The sequence below is a fragment of the Carbonicoccus niuqiaonis genome, from assembly GCF_050157065.1.
In the GTDB taxonomy this organism is placed as follows: domain Bacteria; phylum Actinomycetota; class Actinomycetes; order Propionibacteriales; family Propionibacteriaceae; genus Avipropionibacterium.
Genome location: NZ_CP189573.1, coordinates 222471 through 248991 on the forward strand (window position 1 = coordinate 222471; position 26521 = coordinate 248991).

Consider the following 26521-nt stretch of genomic DNA (forward strand, 5'->3'; position numbering starts at 1 on the left):
CTGTTCATTCGAAGGTCACCGTCGTCGTCAGGACGCCGGAGTGGGGGAGTGTGAGGACGTGCGTCGCCTTGCCGAGTTGGCTCCGGCCCATTTGGGTCAAGGTCACGTCGAGTGGGATGGCCCAGTGTAGGGCACAGGTGATTCCGTTCCGCTGGACGGTCAGGCCGACGGCCCGCGCACTGCTCGTCTCGCCGACCGGCACCGGCTCGCTCCGGGTCCGCCGGCCCCGCGGATGGCACCAGCCGGCCCGGCCGCAGGCGTCCTCGGTGTCCGGGACGACGAAGTGCACCTCGTCCGGGGCGGGGCCGAGCAGCAGCGGGATGGTGTCACGTGCGCTCCCGTCCGGGCCGACGTCGACGTTCACCCGACGGGTGATGCTCCCGGCGTCGAAGGTGACGTCGGTGCGGATGTGCCCGGGGGTGTGCTCCAGGCCGTCGGAGCCGAGCGTGGTGTTCTGGTTCTCCCCTCGTACGGTGAAGGCCGCAAGTCCCGGTAGGGCGTCGGAGTCGACCTCGTTGCCGTTGCCGTCGAGGTACCGGTACGTCCCGAACTGGGCGGCGAAGTTCTCCACCTCGGTGGTGCCGGCGAGCAGCGTGGTGTCCCATGACAGCTGTCGATCAAGATCATTCTCACCCCAGATGATCATGCCCATGATCGGGTGCCACACCATCTGCAGGCCCATCCGTTGCCGGTTGGACGTGGAGAACCAGCAGTGGCTGCCCCACAGCGATCCGGCGTAGTACGCCGGCCGACGGACGAACAGGTGCTCCTGGCCCACATTGGCGTGGGCCTTGCCCACCCAGGTGAAGTCGTCGTCGGCCAGGTACGGCTGCATCGCCTTCCCGGCGGCGAATTCGGCCTCGGAGCCACCGTCGGGGGCCAGCGGGACGTGGCTCATCAGTCGGGGCGAGGTGTCGCCCTTGCGGCGTGCGTCCACCGGAGTTGTGCCGAGGGCGGCCCACGCGTCCCGTTGGGCGGTCACCTCCTCGACGGTGCGCGAGTGCGGGATCCAACCCGGCAACAGCGAGGCCCAGTGCCGGTTCAGTGCCTGGGTGTCGCTCACGTCCGCGGCGGCGCGGTAGGAGCGGGTGGCGGGTTGCCGCGAAGCGCTGGCCGAGAACCACAGCGCACCGTCGTCGGGGGCGCCCGGTTCGAAGACGCTGGCGTAGCCGACCCACCCGATGTAGCGCTCGGCCATGGTCAGGGCCAGGTCACGCACCCGGGCACTCGGGGACAGCTGGTGGATGTAGGCGAGCTCGGGTGCCATCACCGACATGTTGTAACCGTGGTCGGCCTGCGAGCGTGCCTCGTGGAAGTAGCCGGCAGGGGCCTGGCCGTCGACGCTGATGAAGTGCAGCTTGTCGTAGATCGAGTCGGCCAGCGCGGTGTCGCCGAGGACGTGGGCGGTCGCGGTGACCCCGGCCAGACCGCTGGTCTGCTGGTTCACCGACCACAGCCCGACCGGCCGCGACGCCCAGTGGCCGGTGGTGTTGGTCAGCACCCAGGTGGAGCAGCGGCGCAGTGCGTCGGCGATCGGCTGGTGCAGGTGGGTCAGGATGTCGCCGTACTGCAGCGAGCCCAGGCACTCCGCCAGTGACACCTGGCCGAACCCGGACGCGGTCATCGAGTTCAGGTCGGTGGTGTACTCGGGGAACGCGCCGCTGGGCTGCTGCAGTGAGAGGTAGTACTGCAGGGCCGCTTCCAGACGTGCGATCAACGCGGGGTCGCCGAAGTAGCGGTTCCACGGCCGCTCATGGGCGGCGAACCAGGCGAGCGTCTGCACGTGCTGCATGATCAACGTGTTGATCGGGTGGATGTAGGGCCGGTGCCACCCGTCGGCGAACCAGCCGCGGAAGTTCTGCCCGGACACGTCCGTCGGTGCCGGGACGAACGTCCCGGACGCGTTGGTGTAGCCGGTGTAGGTGTCACCGGCGTCCATGATCGAGTTCGTCAGCGGCGCCAGCACCGCCTGGAAGCTGCCGAAGATCTGTTCCTCGGGCGCGAAGGTGGCCCGATCCACGGCGGGCTTGAGATCCAGCGGTTCGATCAGCGCCAGCTCGGTGCCCTGTGACGGTGACCCGTGGGCGATGGCGGGCCGGCCGATGCCCACGGCTGCGGCACCGGCCAGCCCGGCCATGCCGGCCAGCGCCGTCCGCCGGGTCATCGTGAGGCCTGCGGTGCGGTCAGGTCCGTTGTGATCCATGATTCCTGCTCTCCTTTGAACGGTTGGACTTCATCGGGGGTGGATGTCGGTCTTCGGGTCAGGCGGCTCGGCGGAACCCCAGCTCGTCGAAGGCGGCGCGGAAGGCGGTGACCGCAGCCTGCAACGACTCGGCGGTCGTGCCGGTCACGTAGGCGCCGATCATCACCGCCCACACGTCGGGGATGTCGAACAGTCGCGGCACGTCGGTGGGCACCAGGGTCCGTACCGACGGCACGATGAGGCGGCGTCCGGAGACGCGGCCGGTCTCGCGCAACGACAGCAGGTCCTGGTACGGGAGCGGCTTGCGGTGGCCCTCCAGGTTGACGCCGCTGGCCTCCATCCAGTCGCCGGGCATGTCCTGCAGCGCACTGACACCAGCCAGGTAGCCGAGGCTGCCCGGTGCGCCACCGCCGGAGGGCACGAAGGGTACGGCCGGGTCGGCGAAGTACGAGGGTGCGGTGGCCATGTCGGCGTTGACGAAGTCGAACCCCATCGCGAGCGCCTGGTCGAGTTCGTCCTTGGTGATGAACACCTCGCCGGCGCCGGGCACCAGCCCGACCGGGGCGCCGAGTTCGATGATCTTGGCGAACTCGGCGGCGTTGTCGGCGAAGGTGCCGAATTCGTGGCCGGACATGTGCTTGAGGTTGAGGTGGACCTTGACCACGTCCGCGCCGGCGTCGAGGGCGATCTTGGCCAGCTCCACCTCGTTGGCGGGCAGGCTGACCACGAGTTGGCCACGGCGGCCCGAGAGTCCGGCTCCGGTCCTGGTTGTCTCAGTCATGGTGATGTCCTTTCGTCGGTACGGGATGTGAGGTCGGTGTGGGATCTGAGGTCGGAAGGGGGGCGTCCGGCTTCGGGTGTGCGAGTCGATCATGGGGGTCGCGGTGGGGTGCCGATGGTTCAGGGTGCGTGGTGGCCCGCGTCAGGTACCTCACCATGGCTGGATCCGTGGCCAGGCGATGTCGACGCCCTCGAGGCGCAGGCGCTGCTGGTACTGCGCGAGCTGGGTGCTGCCGACCTCCAACTGCTGGGGCTCCAGTCCGTGCTCCAGGCAGTGGGCGGCGGCGATCCCGGCCGCCTCGCCGATCGACCACTCGACAGGGTGCAGGCGGTAGCAGCCGTTGCTGATGTGGGTGGTGCCGATCGACTTCCCTGCCGCCAGCACGTTGCGTACCCGTACCGGCACCAGTGCCCGGTAGGGGATCTGGAACGGGTGGGCGGGGACGTCGATGTAGTTCTCGCCACCGGTCGACGGGTGCAGGTCGATCCGGTACGCACCGGTTCCCACCGAGTCGGGGTACGCCACCGCCCCGTCCGGGCGCTCCCGTACGGCGACGTCGTTGGCGGTGATCGTGTACCGGGCACGGATCCGTCGGGACTCGCGGATGTAGACGCGCTTGGCGAACCCGTCGTCGGTGCCCATCACGTCGGGCCGCAACCGCAGCCCCGGGAACCCGGTCCCGCCGTCCGACCGCGGAGCCTCGGTCTGCAGCCAGTACAGGAAGGCCCGGCTCATCCGCTTGGCCTGCTGGGCGTGGTGTGCGTCCTCGGCTGCGGTCCCACCCAGCACCGGGCCGTCGAGGTAGTCGATCATCGGCCAGTTCACCAAGGTGACGTCGCTGACCGGACCGCCGTCGGCGTAGTGGTTGCGGGCCAGCATCCGCCGGAAGCGCCACAGGTCGTCGGCCCCGGAGTCGGCACTCTGGTCGGCGACGATCCGGTCGGGGTGGTCGTCCGGGTTCGGGGTCATCGAGTGGTGGCGCGGGGCCAGCGTGTGCGGGTGCGGGACGGTCCAGCCGAACTGTCGGCCCGGCCAGTACGCGGGCTGCCGCGAACGCCAGTCCGCGTAGTCGTCGGGACGATCGATGGTGTGGTCCTCGCCGGCCAGGTGCTCCACCGCGAAGCACCAGGAGGCTGCCTGCATGTCGGTCGGCCGCGCCACGTCGAGTGCGGCCTCCTCGCCGGTCTCCTCGCGCGACTCGAACCCGGTCACGTGCTCCACCCCGGCCAGCGCGATCAGCTCGCCGGTCTCGCTGGCGTCCAGCACGATGGCCGCCGACACGCAAGTGTCGGTGCCGGTGGCGCGACCACGGAAGGTGACGGCCTCGACACGGTCGCCGCCGGTGGCGGCCGCGACCGGCACCTGCTGCAGCATGATCGTCAGGTGCCCGGATCGGACGTACGGCTGCAGCAGCTCGGCCATCACCTCGGCCGACACCGCCGGCTCGTGGCACAGCGGCGACACCAGACCCGCTCCCGGGTTCAGGTACGGCAGCCGCGCCGACGTGGCGCGCAGGTTGCGGTGGGTGCGGTACCAGTCGCGGATCGCCGTACGGAGTTGGCGATAGCGGTGGGTGGAGCCGACGTGCTCGATCCACGGGTGCTCGTCCGGCGGTACGCCCTGGGAGGTCAGCTGCCCGCCCAGCCAGTCCGACTCCTCGGTGAGGACGACCTTGTGCCCGGCCGCGGCCAGCGACCATGCCGCGGCAACGCCGCCCAAGCCGCCACCCACGACCAACACCTCGGTGGAGAGTTCGTCCATGCTTCCTTTCCGCATCGGCCCGAGCACCGTGTCCGTGTCCAGTTCGTCTGGGGGTGATCTTGGGCTGCGGCGGCGGCGGAAACAAGTCCCTGATGCGAATAACCTTTCGGTGATGGCGACGATGGCAGCCGCACCCAAGATTCCTTGCGGGCACAGGAAAAAGTCTCACGACCGCACATGGACACTCGGGTCATTTGTATTAGGCTCCGATCATGCAGAGCAGTCGGCGTCCCACTCAGTTGGACGTGGCGCGGGCGGCCGGCGTGAGCCAGGCGACGGTGTCGTTGGTGTTGAGCGGGAGCCCGCACCCGCGGACCCGGGTGTCCGACGCGAGTCGGCAGCGGGTCCTCGAGGCGGCCGAGCGCCTCGGGTACGCGCCGAACCCGTTGGCGCAGGGGCTGGTCCGCGGTCGGAGTCGGGTGCTGGGGGTGTTCACCTACGAATCGGTGTTCCCCAAGGACGGGAACAGTTTCTACCACCCGCTGCTGGTCGGGCTGGAGTCCGCGGCCGAGGACATCGCGGTCGACCTGTTGCTGTTCACCTCCGCGCCGTTGGTGGCCCGGCGGCGACGCCTGGTCGACACCGGCTGGAACCGGGTCCACATCGCCGATGGGTGCGTCCTGATCGGGCGGATGGGTGATGCGGTGGAGGCGGCCACCCTGGCCGCCCAGCGCTACCCGTTCGTCCACATCGGCCGGCGGGAGAGTTCGAGCAGCATCTCGCAGGTGAGTGCGGACTACGTGCACGCGACCGAGGACGTGGTCCATCGACTGTACGGGCTCGGACATCGCCGGATCGCCCTGCTCGGCGACCTGGGTGGCGCGGTCTCCGCGGTGGACCGGCTCAACGGTTACCGCTCGGCGCTCCAGGAGCTGGGTCAGCGGCCGATCCTGCTCGACGCGGCAGCGTTCACCCCGGACGAGGCGATCGAGGTACTGGACGGGCACGGGGCCACGGCGGTCCTGCTGAGCACGGTGGTGACCTCACCCGACGAGCTCACCCTGGCTGCCCAGCGAGCGGGCAAGCGGGTGCCCGACGACCTTTCCCTTGCGGTGCTGGGCGAGTCCGAGGTCAGCCCGGCCATCGGCGACCACTGGTCCGGCTTCACGATTCCCCGGGTCGAGATGGGCGATGCCGCGCTCCGACTGCTCGACCAGATCGTCCGGGGTGTCGTCGATGCTCCCTCCGAGCAGCTGCTGCCCTGCACCATGGTCGAAGGCTCCACCGTGGCCTCCGCCTCTTGACGGAGGCGTAGCGGCTGCCGACCTTCGTACGGTGGCCGGCGTAGCCGAGGTGACGCCCCGGGGACGACGACGCGAACGGCCGATTCTTCAAGGATGGAAGGGATCTGAAAGGAGCCCTCCCATGACCATCGACCACGACCGTCCCGATCTCTCGCTGCCGACCGAACCCCTGCCCCGACCACCCGCCGCGGCGATGGCCGTCGGGGCCATCGGCTTCGTCGGCCTCTACCTCGCCCGTGACCTGATCATCGGACCCCTGCAGTCCGGTCCGGCGCCGCTGCCCACCGCGTCGGGCGACGAACTGCTCGCCTGGCTGCGAGACAACCCGCTCGCGCAGGTCGTCGGGGCGGCCGTCCAGTTCGTCTCGGTGGCCTTCCTGGCCCTGTTCGCGACCGCCGTCGGCCGGATGGGCGGGACGTACGCCCAGACCCGCGCCGCCCGTACGGCCATGATCATCGGATGGCTGGCCGCCGGCCTGATGATCTTGTCGAGCGTGATGAGTTGGGTGTTGGTCGGCATTGCGCCGACCGTCGGCGTCGAGGTGGCCGAGGGCCTGCGTACGGCCAACTTCATCGCCGGCGGCACGGCCCACGTGGTCGCCCTGGGCGTGTTCGTGCTGGCCACGGTCCGCATCCCGGGCGTCAGCAAGCCGCTCCGGGTGTTCGGCTGGATCGCCGCCGCACCTGCGGTGCTGTCGCTGGTCTCGCTGTTGGTGTACGAGGGCAACGCGCTGATCCTGTTCGGGCGCCTGCTGTGCATGGCGTGGACGGTCGTCGCGACCATCAGCTTGGTCCGACGCAGCCGTGACCGGCATGATGAGGTCTGAACCCACACCCGGAGGCCTACGCCATGATTCCGCTGCGGACGACACGGCTGTCGCTGCGCGCCTTCGCCGAGTCGGACGAGCAGTTCGTCCTCGGGCTCCACCAGAACCCGGAGCTCGCACGGTTCATGCCCACGCAGGTCCTGACCGACCTCGACGGGGCGAGGAAGCGGATCGATCGGTTCCGCCGCCATGACGACCACCCGGTGTACGGCTTCTGGTGTGTGACCCGCCTCGACGGTACCCCGGTCGGTCTCGTGCTGTTCCAGCCGATCCCGGCGTCCGAAGGCGTCGGCGTCGACGACGTCGAGATCGGGTGGCGACAGCACGCGGCGCACACCGGCCGGGGCTACGTGACCGAGGCCGCTCGGGCGGTCCTTGATCATGGCTTCGCCACCGGACTCGACCGGATCGTCGCGGTCACCGACCCGGCGAACCGCGCGTCACAACGGGTGTGTGAACGCCTGGCGATGAGGTACGAGGGGCTGACCCGCGACTACTACGACACCGAGTCCTCGTTGTTCGTCGCGACCCGAAGCTGAGCATCAGCCTTCGACGTCGACCTCGTGGGACCATCCGGAGGCGCCGAGCCGATGAACGATCCGAACGTGGCGGCGATCAGGTGAGCCCTGCCAGAACTCGACCCGCTGCGGTCGCACCCGCCACACCCGCCAGGTGCCCGGCGCCACCAACGCTCGGGCGGCGGCCGGACGAGCCTGCAGGTCCGTTTCGCACTCGGCGGTCGACGCCTCGACCACCGGCCCGCGGACCCGCACCGCACGCATCACCGGCTGCCACCAGAAACTGAGTGCGGCCGCCGGGTTGGCGGCAAGCTGGTCGCCCTTCGCGCTGGCGGTCGTGCCGGCGAACGCCCAGCCCTCCGCGCCGACGTCCTTCAAGATCAGCACCCGGGCATCCGGGATGCCCTCGGCGTCCACCGTCGACAGGGTCATCGCTCGGGGCTCCGGGACGCCGGCGGCGATGGCCACGTCCAGCCAGTGCAGGAACATGGGCGTCGGCTCCGCCGGCAGTTGGTCCAGGTCGAGGGGTGGGGGACTGCCCGTGAGGGTGCCGATGGCGGCGAGTCGGGAGCGTACGTCATTTCCCATGGCTCGATCCTGTCAGCTGACGGCACCCGGCGGCGGCTGTGCTCGACTCCGACCCGGCGTCGGGCTCCGTGCCATGGGAGGGCTGGCCGTCATAGGGTCGAGGGATGCTGGATTCGTCGACCTCGGACTCCGTCCTGTTCACGTCACAACACGTGACGTACGCCTCGGCGGACATCTGCTTCGAGGTCGGCCCGCCGCCGGAGGAGTTGGTCTCCCGGATCCACGCCGTCGCCCTGTGCCGGGGTGAGGTCGTGGTGTGCTGCACCGATGAGGGCTGGCGATTCCTGCCCGGTGGTACCCGGGAGCCTCTCGACAAGCTCGAGGAGCGTGGTGGGCTCGAGGTGCCTGATGGGCTCGAGCCGATCGAGCGGAACCTCGACCGGGAACTGCTCGAGGAGGCCGGCGCCCGCCGGACCGGGCCGTGGTCGTACCTCGGTGCCTTCCGTGCCACACATCTCAACGACCGGCCGTACCGCCCGCATCTGCCACACCCGTTGGCGTTCTGGGCGATCGTGGTCACCGAGGTCGAGCTGGTCGGACCACCCACCAATCCACCCGACGGGGAACAGGTGACCGCGGTCCACACCTTCCCGCCGGCGGAGGCGGTCGACTTCCTCGCCGGGCACGACCGGCTCCACGCCGACGTGGTCCGGCTGGCGATCGCGATGGGCGCGATCTGACGTCTCGACAAGCTCGACGTGCGTCCCGACACGTCCGACGTGCGGGGGTGTCGACGGCGAGCCTCAGACCAGGTCTGACTGGTAGGCGATCACGACCAGTTGGGCCCGGTCGCGAGCCCCCAACTTGATCATGGCGCGACTCACGTGGGTCCGCGCGGTGGCCTTGGAGATCCACAGCTGCTTGGCGATCTCCTCGTTGTTGAGGCCCTGGGCGACCAGGATGAGGATCTCGGTCTCGCGATCGGTGAGCTCGTCCAGCTGGGGATGCCGTCGGCTGACGGCACGGTTGGCGAACGATCCGATCACGGTGCGGGTGACGGTGGGGGAGAGCAGCGACTCCCCCTCGGCGACGAGACGGATCGCCCGCAGCAGGTCCGTGGGCTCGGAGTCCTTGATCAAGAACCCGGCCGCACCCGCCTGCAGTGCGTTGAACACGTACTCGTCGAGTTCGAAGGTGGTCAACATGATCACCTTCACCGCCGACAACGTCTCGTCGGCGGTGATGTCGCGCAGCGCGGCGATCCCGTCGCGACCGGGCATCCGGATGTCCATCAACATCACGTCCGGTCGCGCCCGCCGCGCCAACGCCACCGCCGCGGTGCCGTCCTCGGCCTCACCGGCCAGTGTCAGGTCGTCCTCGGCGTCGATCAACGCGCGCAGCCCCATCCGGACCAGCGCCTGGTCGTCCACGATCGCCACGGAGATCGTCATGTGTCGTCCTCCCCCGGTGGGAAATGGGCGTGCAGGGCGAGCCCGCCGTCGGTCGCCGGCTCGATCCGGAGCGTGCCACCGAGGGCGGCGACCCGCTCCCGTGCCCCGCGCAAGCCGTTGCCCTCCCGTACGGGTGCAGTGATCGGCTCACCGTCGTCGGTCACGTCCAAGGTGAAGCCTGCCTCGCCGGCCGTGATGACGACCCGAATGGTCGACGCCCGTGAGTGTCGGATCGCGTTCGTCAGGGCCTCCTGCACCAGCCGGTACACCGCCGTCTGCACCCGGGCCGGGGCGTCGTCGACCGGTCCCTCGCGAGTGATGACCACCTCGCGGCCCACCGCCCGGACCCCGTCGGTCAGCGCGTCGAGGTCGCTCAGCCGTGGTGACGGCGCCAACGGTTGCGGCTCGGAGTCGTGGGCGCGGAACACGCCGAGCGTCTGCCGCAGCTCGGCCAGCGAGTCGCGACTCGCATCCCGGATCGCCTGCAGGCTCCGCCGGGCCTGCTCCGGGTTGCGTTCCAGTACGTGCAGGGCGACCCCCGACTGCAACGAGATCATCGACAGGCTGTGTCCGACCACGTCATGGATGTCACGTGCCACGCGCAGCCGCTCCTCGTACGCGACCCGCTGCAGCTCCTCGTGGCGTTGCCGTTCCGCGGTCGATCGTCGGTCCGACCTGATCATGGCCGCCATCCCCGGCACCATGGTCACCGCCAACCCGAGGACCACCGCCATGTACAACGTCGGGTCGGCCAACCCCAGCCATGGCTGGGACCAGAACGCGGTCCACACCATGACCGCGACCAGGACCAGCGGGATCCAGAACTCCCGCGCCGGCCGCCGACTGCCGAGGACGAAGACCACCAGCGCCGGGGCGAGCAGCGTCGGCGGGATCGGGCCACCCAGCGTGAGGTAGGTCCCGGTCAGGACGACGACCGCCAGGAACGAGACCCGTGGGAACACCCGGCGAACCGCCACCGCAGCTCCGATGCCGACCGCGAGGGCCACCATCCAGGGCTGCCAGGGGATCGCGGCGAAGCTGTTCTCGTCCCAGCCGCCGGGGCCCCAGGGCGGGCCGTACGGCTCCTCGGGCGGGCCGCCGGGCTGTCGGCCGGGCGGCTGCTGGTTCACCCGGGCGGCCACCGTCAACAGCCAGGCCACGAGCAGGCCGAGGACGCCGTCGACCAGCAGCTGTCGCCACCGTGCCCTGTCGCGGGTCGTCCCCTGCATCGTCCTCACCTCCACCGCCGTACGACGTCACACCCTGTCCGGCACTCGTACCCAGCGTCGAACAGGGAACCGTTCGAGCGTACGGCCCGACAGCCCTCACCACGAGGGGTCGTGGACGTAGCTGAGCTACGTCCACCGACGTAGTCCCGATGCCGTTCCGTGGCCGATGTCCACCGCGCCGCCGCGACGCACAATGGCTTCATGATCACTTCACTGATCCCCATGTTCGGGCCGGGCCCCCACCACGGTGGCCCGCCGCCCTTCGTACCCCTAGGAGGACTCTTCATGTGCCTACTCATCATCGGCCTCGCCGTCACCGCCTTCTTCCTTGCCCGCAACGGCAAGCTCGGTCCGCCACCGTGGGTCCGCGGTGGGCCCCACCACCCGCACCATCCCCACCACGCACCGGAACGGGAGGCGTTCGCCACCCTCGCCAACCGCCTCGCCGCCGGTGACATCACCCCCGACGAGTACCGCGAGCGGCTCGCCGTGCTGCGGGAGTCGCAGCAGCCGGGCAACCCGCCGCCGTACAACCCGGGCTCGATGCGCTGACGGACCTCACCCGGCCCGCACGGTGTGATCGCAGCGGCACGGCCCACCCCACGGACACGATCGGTGGGGTGGGCCGGGTCGCGTCCGGACCGGGCGCCTGTCCCGCACGGTTCTGCCCGTTGGTGCACCCGTCTCCCCCTGCCGGAGTGGCTCGGGCCTCGCCTAATCTTGAGGGGGTGCGTCCGCGCGGGGACGCACGATCCTCGAGGGACGGAGCACCGGCAATGGGTCTGATGGACAAGCTCAAGGGCGAACTGGTCGACATCATCGAGTGGCTCGATGACTCCCGGTCGACCCTGGCGTGGCGGTTCCCGCGCTACAACAACGAGATCAAGAACGGCGCCGAGCTGATCGTCCGCGAGGGCCAGGAGGCGGTGTTCGTCTACCGCGGTCAGCTGGGTGACCGTTTCGGGCCCGGGCACTATGACCTGAGCACCGAGAACCTGCCGATCATGTCGACCCTGCAGGGCTGGAAGCACGGCTTCAACTCACCGTTCCGCTCCGAGGTCTACTTCATCAACACCCGTCCGGTCACCGACCTGCGGTGGGGGACGGCCAACCCGGTCACCGTCCGCGACCCGGACTTCCGGATGGTGCAGGTACGCGCCAACGGCCTGTGCGTGGTCCGCGTCGAGGACCCGGCGATCTTCCTGCGCCAGGTGATCGGCACCGACAGTTCGGTGAACGTCGACGAGATCTCCGAGCTGCTGCGTCGGGTGATCACGCTCGCGTTCTCCGACATGGTGATGGAGACCAAGCTCGGTGTGATCGACCTGCAGGGACGGCAGGTCGAGTTGTCGAGCAAGCTGCGCGACTTCGTCGCCGAGCGGGTCGACGACGAGTTCGGGTTGGCCATCGACTCGATCACGATGAACATCTCGCTGCCCGAGGAGATCACGCAGGCGATGACGCGTGGCGTGGCCCGCGGTGTCGAGGAGGCCGGTTGGGCCAACAACCTGGGCGACATGCAGCGCTACCAGCAGGCGAAGGCCGCCGACGCGATGACCATCGCCGCCGGCAACGAGTCCGGTGGCGGGATGGGCCAGATGATGGGCGCCGGCCTCGGGCTGGCGATGGGCGGCCAGATGGCCAACCAGCTGGGTGGGGCCGCGGCCCCGTCCGGCCCGCCACCGCTGCCCGGGGCGCAGACCTTCCACGTCGCGATCAACGGACAGCCCGGTGGGCCGTTCCAGCCGCAGCAGGTGCAGCAGTTCGCCCAGTCGGGTCAGCTCACCGCCGACACGTTGGTCTGGACCAACGGGATGGCGTCGTGGACGCGCGCCGCCGACGTCCCGGCCCTGGCGCCGCTGTTCGCCGCACCGCCGCCGCTGCCCGGTACCGAGCAGCCCGCCTGACGACCCCGCCGATGTCGAGCGCACCACCACCACTGCGCGGCCAGGGGCAGCCGCCGCCCTTGCCCGGCCAGCGGCAGGCACCGTCCGGCCAGCGGCAGGCACCGTCCGGCCAGCGGCAGGCACCGTCCGGCCAGCGGCAGGCACCGTACGGGCAGGGGCAGGCACCGTCTGGCCCGCAGCAGCGTGGTCCTGCCGGCGGCCCGCCCCCGTTGCCGCCGCAGGTCCCGCAGCGCCAGGGCCAGCAGAATCCGTACGGGCAGCAGAATCCGTACGGGAACAGCGCGGCACCACCGCCCCTACCGGAACCCGCCGCCGGCGAGCGGAATCCGTACGGCAACAGTGCGGCACCACCGCCGCTGCCGGAGTCGGCCGCGATGTCGGAGCCCGACCTGATGCCCGAGCCCGACCGGCTGCCCGATCCGGGGCGGCTGCCGGACCCGGCGGCGCTGCACCACACCGAGCGGACCCGCACGTACCCGTGCCGGGCCTGCGGCGGCAACCTGGTGTACGACGCCGCCTCGACCGGCATGCGGTGCCCCCACTGCGGGGAGACCCAACCCGTGGTCGGCGTCGAGGGGGCCGTCGGGCGGCACGACCTCCGATCGAGCATGGCGGCACTCACCCAGGCCCGTCGGGAGTCCACCACCCGTCTGGTCGGCGGTGATCGGGAGAAGGAGGTGGTGTGCCAGGCCTGCGGTGGCCACACCACGTTCACCGGCACCCTCACCGCGGTCCGGTGCCCGTACTGCAACACCCCGGTCCAGCGCGACGACCTGCAGGACGCCGAGACCCGGCTGGCCGTGGACGGGGTGCTGCCGATCCGGGTGCCGGAGAAGGACGCGCGCGAGCACATCGACAAGTGGATCAAGTCGCGCTGGTTCGCCCCGAACGAGTTCAAGACCTACCGAACGCTCGGATCGTTCAGCAGCATCTACCTGGCCTACTTCAGCTACTTCACCGACACCACGACGCAGTACCACGGGCGGCGCGGCGACAACTACACCGTCACCGTCGGCTCGGGCGACAACCGGCGCACCGAGACGCGGACCCGCTGGCGATCGGTGTCCGGCACGGTGCACAACCAGTTCCGGGACCTCGCCAGCCTGGCCAACACCGGGCTCGACCAGGAGCGGGTCGCCAAGCTCGAGCCGTGGCCGGTCACCGAGGCGGCACCGTACTCGGCGCAGTTCATCGCCGGGCACCTCAGCCGAACCTACGACCGGGACGCCCAGCAGACCTTCGACGAGGTCGCACGACCGTTGATCAACGGTGCGATCGAGCACACGATCCGCGGCGACATCGGCGGGGACAAGCAGGACATCACGGGCATGCAGACCCGGTTCCACTTCCTCGACTTCTCCCACCTGCTGATGCCGGTCTGGTTGTTGACCGTCACCTACCAGCAGAAGCCGTACCAGGTGTTCATCAACGGCACCACCGGCGAGGTGCAGGGGGAGCGTCCCTACAGCGCCATCAAGATCGCACTGGCGGTGATCGGCGGGCTGATCGTGCTCGGGGTGATCATCGCGCTGTTCTACTTCTTCGGGTGAGCGGCCGCCGGGCCGTCGGCTGAACCGGCGCCCCGGCAACACCGACATGCCGTGTCGACGGTGCTTGCCCGGACGGCGGGTGCGTGCCAGCCTCAAGGGATTGATCCCGTGACGGCGAAGGGTGCGCACCATGGACGTCTTGGACTGGGTGGTCGTCGGCGGCTACTTCCTGCTGATGGTGGGCATCGGCGTGTGGTCGAAGCGGCGGGTCGCCTCGGCGGCGGACTTCTTCGTCGGTGGCGGCAAGATCCCGTGGTGGCTGGTCGGCATCTCCCACCACATGTCCGGCTACTCGGCGGCGGTGTTCGTGGCGTACGCCGCGCTGGCCTACACCACCGGGTTCGCGGTGTACGTGTGGTGGGCGCTCAGCATCACCGTCGCGTGCACGATCGGCGCCTTCCTGTTCGCCCCACGGTGGCCGCGGCTGCGGCAACGGCTCGGCATCATCTCGCCGCTGGAGTACCTGGCCGGCCGCTTCAACGTGGCGACCGAGCAGGTGCTGGCCTGGTCCGGCGCGGCGCTGAAGGTGTTCGACGTGGCCGCCAAGTGGAGCGCCAGCGCGATCCTGCTGAACGTGTTCGCCGGGATCCCGCTGGTGTGGGGCATCGTGCTGGTGGGTGGGGTGACCATGATCTACTCCACGATCGGTGGGCTGTGGGCCGACGTGCTCACCGACCTCGGCCAGTTCATCGTCCAGTTGATCGCCGCGGTGGCGATGTTGGTGGCGGTGATGATCCGGCTGGACGGGATCGCCACCCCGTTCACGATGTGGAGCCAGCTCCCGCCCGGCCACGGCAGCCCGTTCAGCGGCGACCTCACGATGTCGTTCTTCCTGGTGTTCATCATCGTCTCGACGCTGTCGTACAACGGTGGCACGTGGAACCTGGCGATGCGGCTGATCGCCTCGCCGAACGCTGCGCAGGCCAAGCGGTCGATGTTGTTCTCCGGGGCGCTCTACCTGGTCTGGCCACTGGTGCTGTTCATCCCGATGTGGGCGGGCCCGATCCTGCTGCCGGGGCTGGCCGAGCCGGAGCAGTCGTACGCCCTGCTGGCCCAGGAACTCCTGCCGGTCGGCATGATCGGCCTGGTGCTGGCGGGCATGTTCGCCCACACCATGGCGATGACCTCCTCCGACGCCAACGCCATCGCCTCGGTGGTCGTGCGCGACATCATCCCGGGACTGCGGCGGGGCCGCGGCCACCTGGCGGGTCGGGCCGAACTGTTCGTGGGCCGGCTGACCACCTTCCTGTTCATCGGGTTGAGCATGGTGATCGCCTTCAGCGCCGACAGCTTCGGCGGGGTACTGGGCCTGATCGTGGCGTGGTTCGGCGCCCTGGTGGGCCCGATCGCGGTGCCGATGCTGCTGGGGATGTTGCCGTGGTTCCGCCGCTCCGGCCCGGCGGCCGCGCTGATCTCCTGGGCGGCCGGGTTGGTGGTGTTCGCGATCACCAAGTACGTCATCGCCGACCAGATCAGTGCCGTCGGCGCCGACGCCAACGCCATTTCGACCGGGTCCCCGGTCGTGGTGTCGATCATCCTGTTCATCGTGATCGGGTTCGTGGCGCCACGGCGTGACCCGGAGGTGGACGAGCTGGTCGACTCGTTGGGCAAGGACCCGGTCGACACCGATGAGGCCGCCACTGCTGTGGCGTAAGGGCCTGCTCGGCCCGGATCATGCCGGGAAGGGCCGCTTCCGGGCAGGGTCGCCGTAAAAAGGGGCGCCACAGCGACACAGCTGGACGTGAGCTCCACGTGTGTCGCTGTGGCGACCCTCGACACGGGCGCCGGCCCGTCCGCGGGCGGTGAGGGCGCCCGACACGCCGATCAGTAGAGGAAGAACGGGAAGAAGTCCGGGTTGTGGGCGTGCACGATGGCCAGGAAGACGACCAGGTCGAAGGTCAGGTGCACGATCAGCACGTAGGTCAGCGACTTCGTCTTGGTGAAGATGTAGCCCTGCAGCAGGGCGAAGGGGACGGTCAGCAGCGGACCCCACGCCGTGTAGCCGAGCTCCCACAGGAACGACACGAAGATCGTCGCCTGCAGCAGGTTGGCCTGCCAGACCGGGAAGTGGCGACGCAGCAGGGCGAAACAGGTGCAGATGAAGAACAGCTCGTCCCAGGTGCCGACGGCGTTGACCCCGATGAAGAACCGGACGAGCTCACTGGTGTCGGTGATGCGGGGCCAGTTCAGGTACGCCCCGGACCGGATGAAGTAGAACGGCAGGATCAGCCAACCCAGCAACGGAACCAGCCCGATGTAGCTCTTCTGGACCAAGGTCCACTTCTTGCCGCTGCGAAACGGGAACCGGATGGCACGACGCTTGTAGACGAACCGGTCGATCAGGAACGGCACGCTCACCGCCAGCGCGAGCACGGTCCCGATGGTGATGAACCGGTCCCAGCTGACGTCGGCCTTCACCGAGGTCAACGACACGATGGTGATGCCAATGCCGATCAGCAGCAGGTCCTTGAACAGGCCACGGTCGAACACGAACGCCAGCACCAGGCTCGCCACGAGCAACACGTGACCCGGCCACCCGATCTGCAGGCCGAACAGCAGGAACGCCGACACCGACACGCCGACCGCCGGGATCAACGCGCGACTGAACCGCGGTCGCTCCTCGTCGTCGGCCGTCCCCGTCACCGCAGGGTTCGACTCCGCGCCCGTTGCCGCGGTGGCGGCCACCGCGGCGTCCCGCGCCGGGTCGGCTGCGCCTGGTTCGGACGGGGTCCGGGCACCCTCATCCGGGGTGTCGGACCCGGCGGGTCGCTCCTGCGGGGACTGGGCGTTGCTGGCCACGGGCGCCAGTCTGCCAGTCGGCCCGTACGGCTGCCGTCCCCGGCCTGTCGCCGGGTCAGTGGTCGTGGCGACGGATCGGCGCGAACAACAGCGTGGCGAGGAACCCGACGGTGAGGGCGATGGCAGGGAGCAGCATCGACTCGCCCATGGCGACCGCGAACCCCTCGCGGAGTGGCTCGGGCAGCGGCCCCATCGCCTCGGCCGAGCCGGCCGCACCACCTCCGAGGTGGCTCACCAGCCGCATCTGCATCACCGCGGCGATCGCCGCCGACCCGAGCACACTGCCGACCTGCCGGGTGGTGTTGTAGACCCCGGAGCCGGCGCCGGCCCGATCCATCGGCAGGTTGTACGTCGCGTTCATCGACAGCGGCGACCAGACCAGTGAGGTGCTGAAACCCTGCAGCGTCGCCGGCACCAGCAGCACCCACACAGTGGTGTCGGTGTGCAGCAGCAGCCAGAAGATGACCATCGAGACCGCCGTCAGCCCGAACCCGGCCATCGCCAGGAACCGCGGGTCGACCCGGCCGACCAGCCGGCCGACGGGGCGGGCCATCGCCAACGACATCACCGCCATCGGGATCAGCATCAGCGCGGCCTGGGTGGGTGACATGCCGCGGGCGAGCTGCAGGTACAGGGTGTACGGCAGCCCGATGCCGGTCATCGCGAACCCCATGGCGGCGATCGCGACACTCGCGACCGAGAAGTTGCGGTCGGTGAACAACCCCAGCGGTATCAGCGGTTCCCGACGGTTCATCGCCTGCCAGACCAGGAACAGGGTGAGGCAGCCGACGCCGGCGATGATCAACCCGGGCACCGAGACGGGGATCCCGGTGGCCACGCCGGCGATCACCAGACTGTCGGTGATCGTGCCCCACGCGTACGTCTCACCCTCCTGGATCCCGAACACCAGAAGGAACATCGCGATCGCGCTCAGCACCACGCCGAGCCAGTCGAAGCTGTGGCTGCGCACCGGGAACCGTGGCACGAACCGCAGCGCCAGGCCGATCCCGACCACACCGACCGGTACGTTGACGAAGAAGATCCACTCCCAGCCGAGCAGGTCGGTCAGGACCCCGCCCAGCAGCGGCCCGACCAGGATCGCGATGCCGGCGGTCGCACCCCAGACCGACATCGCCGGTCCCCGCTTCTGGCCGGGGAACAGTCGGGTGATCGTGGTCATCGTCTGTGGTGTCAGGCACGCGGCACCCAGGCCCTGCACCACCCGGGCGATGATCAACATCTCGATGCTGTCGGCGAATCCGCACCACAGGCTCGCCCCGGTGAAGACGCCGAGCCCGATCACGTACATCGTCCTCGGTCCGACCCGGTCGCCGAGCCGGCCGGTGATCAACAGCGGTACGGCGTAGGCGAGCAGGTAGGCGCTGGTGACCCAGATCGCGCCGTTGATGTCGGTGCGCAGGCCCTCCATCAGCTTGGGCATCGCCACGCTGACGATGGTGGTGTCGACCAAGATCATGAAGAAGCCGAACACCATCGACCACAGCGCCGGCCACGGCCGGTCCAGCCGCGGATCCCGCTCGGCGGCGGTCGTCGGGCTGCTGGGATCGGACACACCCGGAATATAGACCTGTCGATCCGGGCGGCCGAGCCGATCACGTCGTACGGCCCCGTGTGTAGGCTGATCGACACGTTCCAGCACCGGGACCGGGTCGGCCCGGCCCGCTCGGCCGAGCGAAAGGGTGGATCGATGGCGACTGCGTTGCGCGTCCTGGTGATCGGCAGTGGCGGGATGGGCACCAGCCACGCCCGGGCCTACCACGCCAACCCGGGATACGAACTCGTCGGGCTGGTGAGCCGTCGCCCCGAGAGCCGCGACACGCTGTCGGCCGAACTGGGCGGCGTTCCGACGTACGCCGACGGCCACGAGGCCCTTGCCGCGACCACGCCCGACGTGGTGTGCGTCGCCACCTTCCCCGACTCCCACCACGAGTACGTCACGGCCGCGCTCGAGGCCGGCTGTCACGTGTTCTGTGAGAAGCCGCTGGCCGAGACCGTCGAGGAGGCCCAGCAACTCGCCGACCTCGCCGCGCAGCGGGATCGGAAGTTGTTGGTCGGTCACATCCTGCGGGTCCACCCGGCCTGGCAGCTGTTCATCGAGAGGGCACAAGGTCTCGGCAAGCCGCTGGTGATGCGGATGAACCTGAACCAGCAGGCCGAGGGTGCGACCTGGGACCTGCACCGCAACATCATGGCGTCGGTCAGCCCGATCGTCGACTGCGGGGTGCACTACGTCGACGTGATGTGCCAGATGACGCAGGCCCGTCCGATCCGGGTCGTCGCGATGGGTGCCCGGCTCACCGACGACCTGAAGCCGGGGATGTACAACTACGGCAACTTGCAGGTCACCTTCGACGACGGCTCGATCGGCTGGTACGAGGCGGGCTGGGGTCCGATGATGAGCGAGGAGGCGTACTTCGTCAAGGACGTCATCGGGCCCAAGGGATCGGTCTCGATCATCAAGCACAGTGGCGAAGGCGAGTCCGACGACATCGACTCCCACACGCGCAGTGACTCGTTGCGCGTCCACCACGCCGAGCTGGTCGACAACGCCTTCGCCAAGCCGGACGAGTTGATCAACACCGCCGACGCACCCGACCACGACGGCCTGTGCGCCGCCGAGCAGCAGCTGCTGCTCGACGCCATCACCCACGACCACGACCTGTCCGGCCACCTGCGTGACGTGGTCAACAGCCTGCGGATCGTGGTGGCTGCCGACGAGAGCATCCGGACCGGGCAGATCGTTCAGCTCGACTGACCTCTGCCTGACCGCCCGTCGGTGTGACCGACGCGACGGGACGGTCCACCCCACGTTGAGGAGGCACGATGAATCGGGAACCGGACCGGCAGCGCGATGCGGACGCGTCGGACGAATCTGGCCGGCACGAGACCGAACTCGAGAAGTTCGACCGGAACTGGGCCGAGCTGTTGCAGGAGCTTCGAGTCACCCAGATGGGCACCCAGATCATGACCGGGTTCCTGCTGGCGGCCGCGTTCCAGCCGCGGGTTGCCGAGCTGACACCGTTCCAGCAGGTGGTCTACCTGACGCTCGTGGCTCTCGGGGTGGTCACCACGGCACTCGGGTTGGCGCCGGTCGTGCTGCACCGACAGCTCTTCCGGCAGGGCATGAAGCGCAGGATCGTCCGGATCGGGCACGTGATCCTCCGGGTCGTGCTGATCGGGGTCGGCCTGATGTTGGTCGGTACGGCAACGTTGATCACCGACCTGGTGCTCGGCTTCGATGCCGCGTTGATCGCCGGTGGCGCCGTGCTGGTGGTGATCGTGCTGATCGCGGTGTTGCCCCCCGTACTGGCAGGCAAGCGTCAGTGATGATCAGGCGCTGGTGGCCTCAGGTGCTGTAGCGGCCACCGAGTTCTTCAGCTCCAGCCACAGCAGCTCGATGCGTTCGGCCTCCGACCGGGCCGCCCACTCCCGCACGACCTCGCCCAGCTCGGCACCGTTGTCGGTCACGAACTTCTCCACCGTCCGGTCGAACTCGGCCTGGGCCCGCTTCCGCAGGAACGGCCAGGAGACCATCCCGACGGCCAGCATCCAGCGTGGCCGTACCGCGAGGGTGACGGTGACCTCGTGCCGGTCGGGACGCCGGGTCAGCTCGACCTCGAGGTTCCCGGTGCCCCAGCGGGTGTTGAGACCGGCGCGGAACACCTGGCCGTGGCCGGCGCTCAGCCGGGGGAGGTCGATCGTCGCGCAGGCATCGATGTCGCGGCCGAACCAGACCGGCACCTCGGCGTGGGTGACCGTCGCCTCGGCCGTCACGTGTTGCGGCCGCAGCGGATTGGCCAGTTCGACGATCGCGTTTCCTTCCGCAGCCGTCACGTCGACCTTGATCACATGGTGGTCATCGGTGACGAGTGTGGCGGTCACGGCCCGGCGCGCGTCGGGGTGGTCCTGACCCTCGTCGGTGTCGAGCACGATGCGGTAGGCCGAGCCGGGTGTGCCGGCGGTCCCATCGACCAGACGCAGTCCCTCGCGGCGTTCGCCGTCCAGGCGTGCCACGTCGTCGCCGTCGAACGTGATCGTCCGGATCCGCTGGATCAGGCCAGGGAGGACCGAGACGAGGGACTCGAGGTCAAGGTCGGGGATCGTGGTGGTCGTGGTGAGGCTCGGCACCCGTCGATCGTACGTGGGTCCTGGTGTCGGACCGAGACGCCGTACGGCGGCTCGTTCAACGACTGATGTTGATCACGAACTCCATCGTGCACGGGGAGTCCGGGGTGACCCGGTGGACGTAGGTGTTGTCCATCGGTCCGTCCGGGGACGTCCACGGCTCGACGCAGAAGCCGCCCTCGGGGTGGGTGTAGGTGACCCAGACCGGTGCCGTCGACTCCAGCTGCAGCGTCGGACCCCCGGGCCACGAGATGGTGGGTGGACCGGCCAGGTCGATGAACAGCCCGTTGGCGGTCGAACCGACCTCGGGGGTGGGTTCGCGATGGGAGTCAGCGGTGCGGACCAGCTCCTGGCCGGGCCGGAAGTCGATGTCGGCCGGCCGGGCCGGGTCGCCGCCGAGGTGGCTGACGAACCAGGGATGGAGGCCGACGGCCCCCGGGAACTCCTCACCGTCGGAGTGCACCGACAGGCGGGTGATCAGCGTGTCGTCGGTCAGCTCGTAGTCATGCCGGACCCGACCGGCCCACGGCCATGCGTCGGGTTGGTCGGGTCCGATCCGGATCTGTTGTTCGATGGTGGTCGGCGTGTGCGCCAGGACCTCGAACGGCCACGAGTGCACGGCTCCGTGGTAGTACTTCGGCCCGGACGGCGACGTGCGCCCGGTCATCTCGTACTGCTTGCCGTCGAAGTCGACGATGCCGTCGGTCAACAGTCCACACCACGGGGCCATCGGGAACGATCCGCGGAAGTAGTCGGCTCCGTGCCTCCCCTGACAGGTCGCGATCACCTCGGACCCGTCGACGACCAGCGAGACCAACCGGCCCCCCGATCCTGGTTCGACACGGGCGGTCAGCCGCCCGTCGGGTGAGATGAGCTCGTACGTCTCCGGCGCGGCCATGGCTCCATGATCACCGGTGGTGGTGCCGTTGCCGACGCGGTCCACCATGTGAGGACCGTGTTGCCGCAGCAAGCCGGGGACAGCCGCCTCGGTCCCGGTCCAGGTCCCCCGCTCGCCCGGGGGAGTAGCGTGAGCCCCATGAGGCGGCGCGTGCTGTTGTGTTCCCCGCTGGTGCTGATGGTGGCTGGCTGCCTGCCACGTGATCCGGAGGGCTCGCTGGCGCGCGTCCGCACCGACGGGACACTGCGGGTCGGTGCGTCGCCGGCCCCACCGGTGGTCCTGTTGCTGGACGACGGGGTGGCCGGCCCGGAGCCGGGTCTGATCGCCGGTTACGCCGACAGTCTCGGTGCCGTCGTGGAGTGGACCGTCGCCGGGGAGCAGCACCTGGTCGAGAAGCTCGAGCACTACGAGATTGACGTGATGATCGGCGGGCTCACCTCCGACACCCCGTGGCAGCAACGGGTCGGCATCACTCGACCGTACGCCACCGTACCCGATGGGGACGGCCATGGTGAGGCCAAGCTGGTGATGGCGGTTCCGATGGGGGAGAACGCCCTGCTGAGCAGCCTGGAACGCTACCTCGACTCCCGGGTGGGGCCATGACCGCAGTGCACGCCCGGTTCGGCGACACCGACCTGCCCGAGCAGCAGGAGCAGGCGTTGCGGCGGGCGGTCCGGCTCGAGGTCGTGACCGTCTGCTACGTGGTGACGGCCGTCGCGGTGGTGGCTGCGGTGATGGGCAACTCGCAGGCGATGAAGGCCGCCTGGGTGGAGGACCTGTTGTCGCTGTTGCCACCGATCGCGTTCCTGATCGCGGTTCGACTGGTCCGGCAGCGCAGCACCGGTGACTATCCGTACGGGTTCCACCGCGCGATCGGGGCGGCGCACCTGACCGCCGCGGTGGCGCTGCTCGGGATGGGCGTCTTCTTGATCATCCAGTCCGCCACCGGCCTGATCAGCGCCGAGCACCCCACGATCGGCACGGTCAATCTGCTGGGGGTGACGGTGTGGCAGGGCTGGCTCATGATCGCCGCGCTGCTCTACACCGGTGTTCCGCCGGTGATCCTGGGCCGACTGAAGATGCGTCTGGCCGAACCGTTGCACGACAAGGTGCTGCGGGCCGATGCAGACATGAACAAGGCGGACTGGGCGACCGCGGGCGGGGCGATCCTCGGTGTCATCGGCATCGGGCTCGGGCTGTGGTGGGCCGACGCCGTGGTGGCGATCGGGATCGCGATCAGCATCGTCGCCGACGGGATCGGAAACCTGAGGGCCGTAGTCGCGGGGTTGCTCGACCGGCAGGCGCGAACCCACGACGACGCGGAACAGCACCCGTTGATCGATGAGGTGGAGGAGCTGGCCCGGTCATGGCCATGGGTGAGCACGGCCCGAGTTCGGATGCGTGACCTCGGCCACGTCTTCCACACCGAGGTGTTCGTGGTGCCGGCAGACGAACAGGTGGCACTGGCTGACCTCGAACGCGCGAGCGACGAGGTGGCCGGCCTCGACTGGAAGCTGGACGACGTGAGCGTCGTGTGCGTCCGCGAGCTGCCCGAGCCGGGAGCCGAGCACTGACGTCCAGCTGCGCGGACCGGTACGGGTTGATCAGGAGGGGAGCGGTGCGCCCTTGCTGATCAACTCGACCCCGGCATCGAACTCGTCGTAGTGGTTGCAGGTCAGCACGCCGACGGTGACCCCGCCGGAGCCGTAGTGGATCACCCATCCCTCGTCGTCGTCGACCGCGAGCCGGGCCTCGTCGAACCCGTCACCCCACGACGCGTACTGCAGTGGGTGTTCACCGATCTCGGACCAGAAACCGGGCACGTCGGTCCACGTCCGGGACTCACCGGCCGCGTTCGCGCCCGCGATGCCACCCATCCGGTCGGCGTCGTCCCAGTGCTCCACCACCAGCCGACGACCGGCCACCGCGTGCTGGGCGAACGCCACGTCACCGGCCACGTACACGTCAGGGGCCGAGGTGCGGAGTTGGTCATCGGCCAGGATCCGACCGTCGGCGACGTCGAGGGCCGCCGTACCGTCCAGCCCGGTGGCGAGGTCGACGCGGGGCCGTACGCCCAGTGCCGCCAGCACCAGGTCGGCCTGCAGTTCCTCACCCGAGGCGAGGGTGACGGTCCCGCCGGCAGCGGCGCCGGTGATCGTGACCCCGGTGCGGATCGTGACGCCGAGGTCCTCGAGCCAGGTCGTGATCCGGCTCGCCGCCTCGTCGCCGAGCCGGTCCGCCTGGGGCTTGGCCGAGCGGGTGAGCAGGGTGACCTCGAGGCCGCGGCGGCGAAGTGAGGCGGCGGCCTCGCACCCGATGAACCCGGAGCCGATCACGATCGCGCGCCGGCCGTGCTCCGCCGAGGCGACCAGCGCCCGGGCGTCGGACCAGCTGCGCAGCAGGTGGACGCCCGCGTCGGCGTCGGCCACGTCGAGTGGGAGGGCCTCGGCCCCGGTGGCGAGCACGAGCTTGCGGTACGCGAGGTGTTCGCCGCCCACGGTGACGGTGTGCGCGTCGGGGTCGATGCTGTCCACCGGCGAGGCGAGGCGCACCTCGATCCCGGTCAGCTCGGGGTCGTCCTCCCCGGCGATCAGGGTCAGCTCCAGCGGGCTCGCGCCGGCGAGGATCTCCTTCGACATCGGCGGCCGTTCGTACGGCCGCTCGGTGTCGGCGCTGAGCAGCAGGATCGGTCCCTCGCCACCGGCATCCCGGTACGACCGGGCGGCCGCGACGCCAGCGGGACCGCTTCCGACAACAACCAGTCCGTACATACCAGCCTCCTCGGATGTGTGCAGTGCTTCCATCACACCACCTGGTCACACGGCCCGACGGGGTGGGTGGCCGGGGCCGGTCGTCAACGCTGTACGCGGGCGCTGCCGCCGCCGGCGAGCTTGCGTACCTCGGCCTCGGTGGCCATCGACGTGTCGCCGGGGGTCGACATCGCCAGCGCCCCGTGGGCCGCGCCCAGGTCGACGCACAGCTGCAGCGGCTCGCCGGTCATCAGCCCGTAGATCAGCCCGGAGGCGAAGGAGTCGCCACCGCCGACGCGGTCGAAGATCTCCATCCGCTCCCGCTGGCGCGACTCGACGAAGCCCTCGTCGCGCGACCAGGCGACCGCACCCCAGTCGTTGATCGAGGCGCTGTGCACCCCGCGCATCGTGGTGCCGACCGCCTGGAAGTTGGGGTAGGTCTGCACCGCGGTCTCGATCATCTTGTGGAACGCCGAAGCCTCGAGCTCGGTGAGGTTCTCGTCGACCCCCTCCACCTCGAAGCCGAGGGAGGCGGTGAAGTCCTCCTCGTTGCCGATCATCACGTCGACGTACCGGGCGATCTCCTTGTTGACCTCTTGGGCCTTGGCGTGCCCGCCGATCGACTTCCACAGGCTGGGCCGGTAGTTGAGGTCGTACGAGACGATGGTGCCGTGCTGCTGGGCGGCCTTGACCGCCTCCAGGGTGACCTCGGCGGTCGACTCGCTGAGCGCGGCGAAGATGCCGCCGGTGTGCAGCCACCGGACGCCGAGCTCGCCGAAGATGTGTTGCCAGTCGATGTCACCGGGCTTCAGTTGGCTGGCGGCGGTGAGGCCACGGTCGGAGCAACCGACGGCACCGCGGACGCCGAACCCGCGTTCGGTGAAGTTGAGGCCGTTGCGCACCTCGCGGCCGATCCCGTCGAACTCGGCCCACCTGATCAAGGAGGTGTCGACGCCACCGGTCAGGATGAAGTCCTCGACCAGACGCCCCACCTCGTTGTCGGCCAGCGCGGTGACCACCGCACCCCGGAGGCCGAACACCCGGCGCAGGCCGCGGGTCACGTTGTACTCCCCACCGCCCTCCCAGACCTGGAACTGCCGGGTGGTGCGGATCCGACCGTCACCGGGATCGAGGCGCAACATCACCTCGCCCAAGGACACGGCGTCGTAGCGGCACTCCTCGGCGGGCTTGACGTTCAGGGTCATGATCAACTTCCTTTCGGACTCGGGTGGTGGGTGGCCCTCAGGTGCCGCGCAGTTGCGCGGCCAGCGTGACGGCTTCGTCGGCGAGGGTGGTGATGGTGGCGAAGTCACCGGCGTTGATCGCCTTGGGCGGCACCATCCAGCTGCCACCGCAGGCGAGTACGGCGTCGATCGCGAGGTAGTCGGCCAGGTTGCCGGCCGAGATGCCCCCGGTCGGCACGAACCGGACCTGTGGGAACGGCGCCGACAGGGCCTTGATCGCCGGCGCGCCACCGGACGTTCCGGCCGGGAAGAACTTGACCGTCGTGATGCCGGCGTCGAGGGCCATCATCACCTCGGTCGCGGTCGCCACACCCGGCAGCAGCGGAATGCCGTGCTCGGCACACCGCTGTGCAACGGTCGCGGAGAAGCCGGGCGACACGATGTAACGGGCGCCCGCCTCGACGGCGACGTCCACCTGGGCGGCGCTGACCACGGTGCCGGCGCCGACCAGGATGTGCGAGTCGCCGGACAGCACCTGGATCGCCTCGGCGGCCGCGGCCGTCCGGAAGGTCACCTCGGCGACCGGCAGCCCCCCGGCCACCAGCGCCTCACCCAGCGGCTCGGCCTGATCGGCCCGGTCCAGCGCGATCACCGGTACCAGCCGTGTCCGGCCGATCTGCTCCAGTACGTCCACAGTCAACTCCTTGCTCGGTTTGCTCGATCCTATCCTCGTCCATCAGGGCGTG

Annotated in this window: 25 protein-coding genes; 12 read left to right on the forward strand and 13 right to left on the reverse strand. The window is 69.6% G+C overall.

The features are described from left to right. Nucleotides 1–4: 4 nt before the first annotated feature. The 3 genes from ACQBAU_RS01005 to ACQBAU_RS01015 all read right to left on the reverse strand — a co-directional run bounded on the left by ACQBAU_RS01005 (nt 5) and on the right by ACQBAU_RS01015 (nt 4745). The gene (locus ACQBAU_RS01005) at nt 5–2203 is read right to left on the reverse strand and encodes a hypothetical protein (RefSeq protein WP_465256213.1); all 2199 of its coding nucleotides are present in this window, start codon (nt 2201–2203) and stop codon (nt 5–7) included. 58 nt (nt 2204–2261) lie between these two features. Then, complete coding sequence (locus ACQBAU_RS01010) at nt 2262–2984, reverse strand: hypothetical protein (protein WP_465256214.1); 723 nt, start codon at nt 2982–2984, stop codon at nt 2262–2264. A gap of 150 nt (nt 2985–3134) precedes the next feature. Beyond that, nucleotides 3135–4745: an FAD-dependent oxidoreductase gene (locus ACQBAU_RS01015; protein ID WP_465256215.1), complete on the reverse strand. Its 1611-nt coding sequence runs from the start codon at nt 4743–4745 to the stop codon at nt 3135–3137. Nucleotides 4746–4957: 212 nt separating this feature from the next. Between ACQBAU_RS01015 and ACQBAU_RS01020 the strand changes: the two genes are divergently transcribed. The 3 genes from ACQBAU_RS01020 to ACQBAU_RS01030 all read left to right on the forward strand — a co-directional run bounded on the left by ACQBAU_RS01020 (nt 4958) and on the right by ACQBAU_RS01030 (nt 7354). Then, nucleotides 4958–5989: a LacI family DNA-binding transcriptional regulator gene (locus ACQBAU_RS01020; protein ID WP_465256216.1), complete on the forward strand. Its 1032-nt coding sequence runs from the start codon at nt 4958–4960 to the stop codon at nt 5987–5989. A gap of 121 nt (nt 5990–6110) precedes the next feature. Beyond that, a complete protein-coding gene (locus tag ACQBAU_RS01025; protein ID WP_465256217.1) occupies nt 6111–6815 on the forward strand; it encodes a hypothetical protein in 705 nt (234 codons plus the stop codon). A gap of 23 nt (nt 6816–6838) precedes the next feature. Next, entirely contained in the window at nt 6839–7354 is a 516-nt protein-coding gene (locus ACQBAU_RS01030; RefSeq protein WP_465256218.1) for a GNAT family N-acetyltransferase, read from the forward strand. A 3-nt stretch (nt 7355–7357) separates the two neighbouring features. Here ACQBAU_RS01030 and ACQBAU_RS01035 read toward each other — a convergent pair whose 3' ends face one another. After that, nucleotides 7358–7921, reverse strand: coding sequence for a pyridoxine/pyridoxamine 5'-phosphate oxidase (locus tag ACQBAU_RS01035; RefSeq protein WP_465256219.1), 564 nt, complete (start codon nt 7919–7921; stop codon nt 7358–7360). Nucleotides 7922–8025: 104 nt separating this feature from the next. Here ACQBAU_RS01035 and ACQBAU_RS01040 point away from each other — a divergent pair, with 104 nt between their 5' ends. Then, on the forward strand, nt 8026–8601 hold the full coding sequence (locus tag ACQBAU_RS01040) for an NUDIX hydrolase (protein ID WP_465256220.1): 576 nt from the start codon (nt 8026–8028) through the stop codon (nt 8599–8601). A 63-nt stretch (nt 8602–8664) separates the two neighbouring features. Here ACQBAU_RS01040 and ACQBAU_RS01045 read toward each other — a convergent pair whose 3' ends face one another. Beyond that, nucleotides 8665–9312, reverse strand: a complete 648-nt coding sequence (locus tag ACQBAU_RS01045; RefSeq protein ID WP_465256221.1) for a response regulator — start codon at nt 9310–9312, stop codon at nt 8665–8667. After that, nucleotides 9309–10541 (reverse strand): sensor histidine kinase, encoded by a 1233-nt coding sequence (locus tag ACQBAU_RS01050; RefSeq protein ID WP_465256222.1) that lies wholly within the window; start codon nt 10539–10541, stop codon nt 9309–9311. The genes ACQBAU_RS01045 and ACQBAU_RS01050 overlap by 4 nt, the downstream gene beginning before the upstream one ends. 285 nt (nt 10542–10826) lie before the next feature. On the opposite strand from ACQBAU_RS01050, the gene ACQBAU_RS01055 reads away from it, so the two are divergent. The 4 genes from ACQBAU_RS01055 to ACQBAU_RS01070 all read left to right on the forward strand — a co-directional run bounded on the left by ACQBAU_RS01055 (nt 10827) and on the right by ACQBAU_RS01070 (nt 15652). Then, entirely contained in the window at nt 10827–11093 is a 267-nt protein-coding gene (locus tag ACQBAU_RS01055; protein WP_434548801.1) for an SHOCT domain-containing protein, read from the forward strand. Nucleotides 11094–11326: 233 nt separating this feature from the next. Then, nucleotides 11327–12448: an SPFH domain-containing protein gene (locus tag ACQBAU_RS01060; RefSeq protein ID WP_465256223.1), complete on the forward strand. Its 1122-nt coding sequence runs from the start codon at nt 11327–11329 to the stop codon at nt 12446–12448. Between the two features lie 11 nt (nt 12449–12459). Then, a complete protein-coding gene (locus ACQBAU_RS01065) occupies nt 12460–13998 on the forward strand; it encodes a hypothetical protein (RefSeq protein WP_465256224.1) in 1539 nt (512 codons plus the stop codon). A gap of 130 nt (nt 13999–14128) precedes the next feature. After that, on the forward strand, nt 14129–15652 hold the full coding sequence (locus ACQBAU_RS01070; RefSeq protein ID WP_465256225.1) for a sodium:solute symporter family protein: 1524 nt from the start codon (nt 14129–14131) through the stop codon (nt 15650–15652). A gap of 170 nt (nt 15653–15822) precedes the next feature. Here ACQBAU_RS01070 and ACQBAU_RS01075 read toward each other — a convergent pair whose 3' ends face one another. Both ACQBAU_RS01075 and ACQBAU_RS01080 read right to left on the reverse strand, forming a co-directional pair. Beyond that, nucleotides 15823–16797, reverse strand: coding sequence for a CPBP family glutamic-type intramembrane protease (locus ACQBAU_RS01075; protein WP_465256226.1), 975 nt, complete (start codon nt 16795–16797; stop codon nt 15823–15825). Nucleotides 16798–16852: 55 nt separating this feature from the next. After that, nucleotides 16853–18370, reverse strand: coding sequence for a DHA2 family efflux MFS transporter permease subunit (locus ACQBAU_RS01080; RefSeq protein ID WP_465256227.1), 1518 nt, complete (start codon nt 18368–18370; stop codon nt 16853–16855). Nucleotides 18371–18505: 135 nt separating this feature from the next. Between ACQBAU_RS01080 and ACQBAU_RS01085 the strand changes: the two genes are divergently transcribed. Together ACQBAU_RS01085 and ACQBAU_RS01090 are read left to right on the forward strand one after the other, a co-directional pair. Beyond that, nucleotides 18506–19573, forward strand: a complete 1068-nt coding sequence (locus ACQBAU_RS01085) for a Gfo/Idh/MocA family protein (RefSeq protein WP_465256228.1) — start codon at nt 18506–18508, stop codon at nt 19571–19573. Between the two features lie 68 nt (nt 19574–19641). Then, nucleotides 19642–20145: a DUF6328 family protein gene (locus ACQBAU_RS01090; protein ID WP_434548794.1), complete on the forward strand. Its 504-nt coding sequence runs from the start codon at nt 19642–19644 to the stop codon at nt 20143–20145. A gap of 3 nt (nt 20146–20148) precedes the next feature. Here ACQBAU_RS01090 and ACQBAU_RS01095 read toward each other — a convergent pair whose 3' ends face one another. Both ACQBAU_RS01095 and ACQBAU_RS01100 read right to left on the reverse strand, forming a co-directional pair. After that, entirely contained in the window at nt 20149–20946 is a 798-nt protein-coding gene (locus tag ACQBAU_RS01095; protein WP_465256229.1) for a hypothetical protein, read from the reverse strand. Nucleotides 20947–21001: 55 nt separating this feature from the next. Beyond that, nucleotides 21002–21889, reverse strand: coding sequence for an aldose epimerase family protein (locus tag ACQBAU_RS01100; RefSeq protein WP_465256230.1), 888 nt, complete (start codon nt 21887–21889; stop codon nt 21002–21004). Between the two features lie 90 nt (nt 21890–21979). On the opposite strand from ACQBAU_RS01100, the gene ACQBAU_RS01105 reads away from it, so the two are divergent. Both ACQBAU_RS01105 and ACQBAU_RS01110 read left to right on the forward strand, forming a co-directional pair. Beyond that, entirely contained in the window at nt 21980–22444 is a 465-nt protein-coding gene (locus ACQBAU_RS01105; protein ID WP_465256231.1) for an ABC transporter substrate-binding protein, read from the forward strand. After that, nucleotides 22441–23415 carry a cation diffusion facilitator family transporter gene (locus ACQBAU_RS01110; RefSeq protein ID WP_465256232.1) on the forward strand — a complete coding sequence of 325 codons (975 nt, stop codon included), beginning with the start codon at nt 22441–22443 and terminating at the stop codon, nt 23413–23415. Before ACQBAU_RS01105 ends, ACQBAU_RS01110 begins: the two co-directional genes overlap by 4 nt. A 30-nt stretch (nt 23416–23445) precedes the next feature. On the opposite strand, the gene ACQBAU_RS01115 is transcribed toward ACQBAU_RS01110, so the two are convergent. The 3 genes from ACQBAU_RS01115 to eda form a co-directional block, all read right to left on the reverse strand. Beyond that, complete coding sequence (locus tag ACQBAU_RS01115; protein WP_465259432.1) at nt 23446–24612, reverse strand: NAD(P)/FAD-dependent oxidoreductase; 1167 nt, start codon at nt 24610–24612, stop codon at nt 23446–23448. A gap of 83 nt (nt 24613–24695) precedes the next feature. Further along, nucleotides 24696–25802: a sugar kinase gene (locus ACQBAU_RS01120; RefSeq protein ID WP_434548788.1), complete on the reverse strand. Its 1107-nt coding sequence runs from the start codon at nt 25800–25802 to the stop codon at nt 24696–24698. A gap of 31 nt (nt 25803–25833) precedes the next feature. After that, nucleotides 25834–26469 carry a bifunctional 4-hydroxy-2-oxoglutarate aldolase/2-dehydro-3-deoxy-phosphogluconate aldolase gene (gene eda / locus ACQBAU_RS01125; protein ID WP_465256234.1) on the reverse strand — a complete coding sequence of 212 codons (636 nt, stop codon included), beginning with the start codon at nt 26467–26469 and terminating at the stop codon, nt 25834–25836. Between the last annotated feature and the right edge of the window lie 52 nt (nt 26470–26521).